The following is a 2,235-nucleotide window of genomic DNA, read 5'->3' on the forward strand; positions in this document are numbered from 1 at the left end:
CAGCTGGCGGAACTGGCGCCGTGGAGTGAAAAACTTCAATCTATCAAAAATCGCATGTGAATTATAGTGAATTACTCCAACTCACAAAGGGCTGGGGTAATTTTGTATCTGACCGCATTAATATTTGGCGCTTACTTAAGAAGGGTATAGACATCCGCAACGCTGGTGATGTTGTTCTCTGAAATAATCTGTCGAATCTGCTCTTTAGCTACTGCCATAAAAATTCTCCTTTTCGATAAGAATTGTCATATCTACATTCTTACCAAAAAGGAGCCAATTTTTTCCAAAGACACAAACTATTTTACACTACTTAATCTTTAATATCGTGTTACCGTTGACAGCTCCACCCAGTTTTACTGGAACGGGTAGGAGGCTACCCATTAGTTGAGCAGCCGGCCTCCTACACCATATTGCGTGTCCAAATTGATACAATTTTTGAGTGGGTGCTATCGTTTTTACATTTATCTCAAATGCCCTAAAATCAACACTTTTCAGAATGGCAGATGCCCCCATACATGGGCGGCTATCGTTTTTAGAATTGAAATTACCGCACTTTCGATATTCCATGGTGTAAATTTAACGATAGCCTGTTTTTGAGAGGGTCTATCGTTATTTTTTGCACCCAAGGGATTATTGCAATTTTAATTACCCATATCACCAGACTAAATTTAACCATTAAACAAATTTCCCTGTTTCCCTCAACCATTCATTAAATTCTTTTTCGATATCATCATGATTGCTAAACGGCATATCCTCATATACCATTTCCCGAAAAAAACCTAAAAAATTACCTCGCAATTCAGATACTTCTTTTGATAACTCAAATAATTCTTTATATGTAACATCATTACGAGAAATAAGGGCATCTATCTTCTCCTTACATTCTTCAATGGTTTTCGCACTATTTCCTGTTCCAAACGGAGTATTATAAATACCATTTGGACAATATATCCGCACAATCTCATCCATCTGATCCAATTGACCACAGTAATAGAAAGATCTCTCTAAATCAAATTTTATTTTCTCGATCAGCTTATCTATCGTTTCTTTATATTTTTTATCGACCTTATTAAAATTTTTTTCCAATACTTCCATTAATTCAAGCATATTAGTCCTGCTATCACTATCAGTTGAATAATCTTGAACTTTATCAAGCTGTTTAATAACAGTTTCCGAAAAATTTGCATAATAGCGAATGATTTCAAAAATAAAAGGCTCAGGCAACACCATACTATTTTTATCAAGACAATTTATTTTAGAAACATGAAATGTATATGTATCTTGCGCCGATAAATCTTTATTTTCTATCTCCTTAAGAGGTGCTGTCCAATATATTTGTTCATTCTTTTCATCAACTAAAAACAAAAACGTAACATCCTTTTTCTGTTTCCAGTAATTTATTGTGCTAACTTTTATCGGATATGCAAAAACAGTTCCATCCGCATTTAATTTTACTTCACTGTTATCAGTTCCTTTGCACTGTGCGTTAAAATTATACTCTGTAGGAGTACCATCATTTATGACCGTACCAATAAAATCAATTCCCAAATCCTGACTTTGTTCTATATCTGGAAAAATACAGTATTTTTGCATTACAGATTTTAGAATTGTTGCTGACCTATTTCCAATTTGTTGATTTTTAGTATACTTCGGTAATTTTTCTCCCATATTTATCCTTTCAAAATTTGCTTTATTTGACACATCCAACGATTAAATTATATCTCAACTTTTCAAAAATTTCCACACACAGAAAAAGCGGCCGGAGGCATCTGGCACAAACCCGATGCCCCAACCGCTTCCGGCTTTAAATCTCCGTGCTGATTTCCGCCCCGTTGCGGAAGGTGAACACCACACTGCCGTCCGAATACACCGTTGCGTGATCTGCAAGCCTGTGGAACAGCTTCTCGTTTATGCGTCTCTGCGGAATAGTGTGTAAAGATTATGTCTGTATATCCAATGAACTTCCCGAAGACGTTTTTTCATAAGAGAGCTTCCTAACTACACAAGCAAATTGCCGATGGATTCCCTTGTAATCCTGTCATGAGGGATTGGCTTGCCTAGCTTCCGTTTGGGATTGCCCTTTTTCACTGCACCACTAATCGTCTGCCAATACTTTGGATCTATGTCAATACTTTGGACAAAAAAAGTCGAAAGATTATGCTGTTTTTTTTAAGTTCCTCATCCTCCTTTTGCTGTGGTGTCAAATAACCAATAGAGCTATGTATCCGCTTACGA

At 36.4% G+C, this 2,235-nt stretch carries 1 protein-coding gene; it reads right to left on the bottom strand.

All coding sequences use genetic code 11. The features are described 5' to 3' along the window. Nucleotides 1-675: 675 nt before the first annotated feature. Nucleotides 676-1,668, bottom strand: a complete 993-nt coding sequence (locus tag D5281_RS24610) for a DUF4365 domain-containing protein (protein WP_160562488.1) — start codon at nt 1,666-1,668, stop codon at nt 676-678. Nucleotides 1,669-2,235: the final 567 nt, after the last annotated feature.

Source organism: Parablautia muri, from assembly GCF_009917485.1.
GTDB classification, from domain to species: Bacteria; Bacillota; Clostridia; order Lachnospirales; family Lachnospiraceae; genus Suilimivivens; species Suilimivivens muri.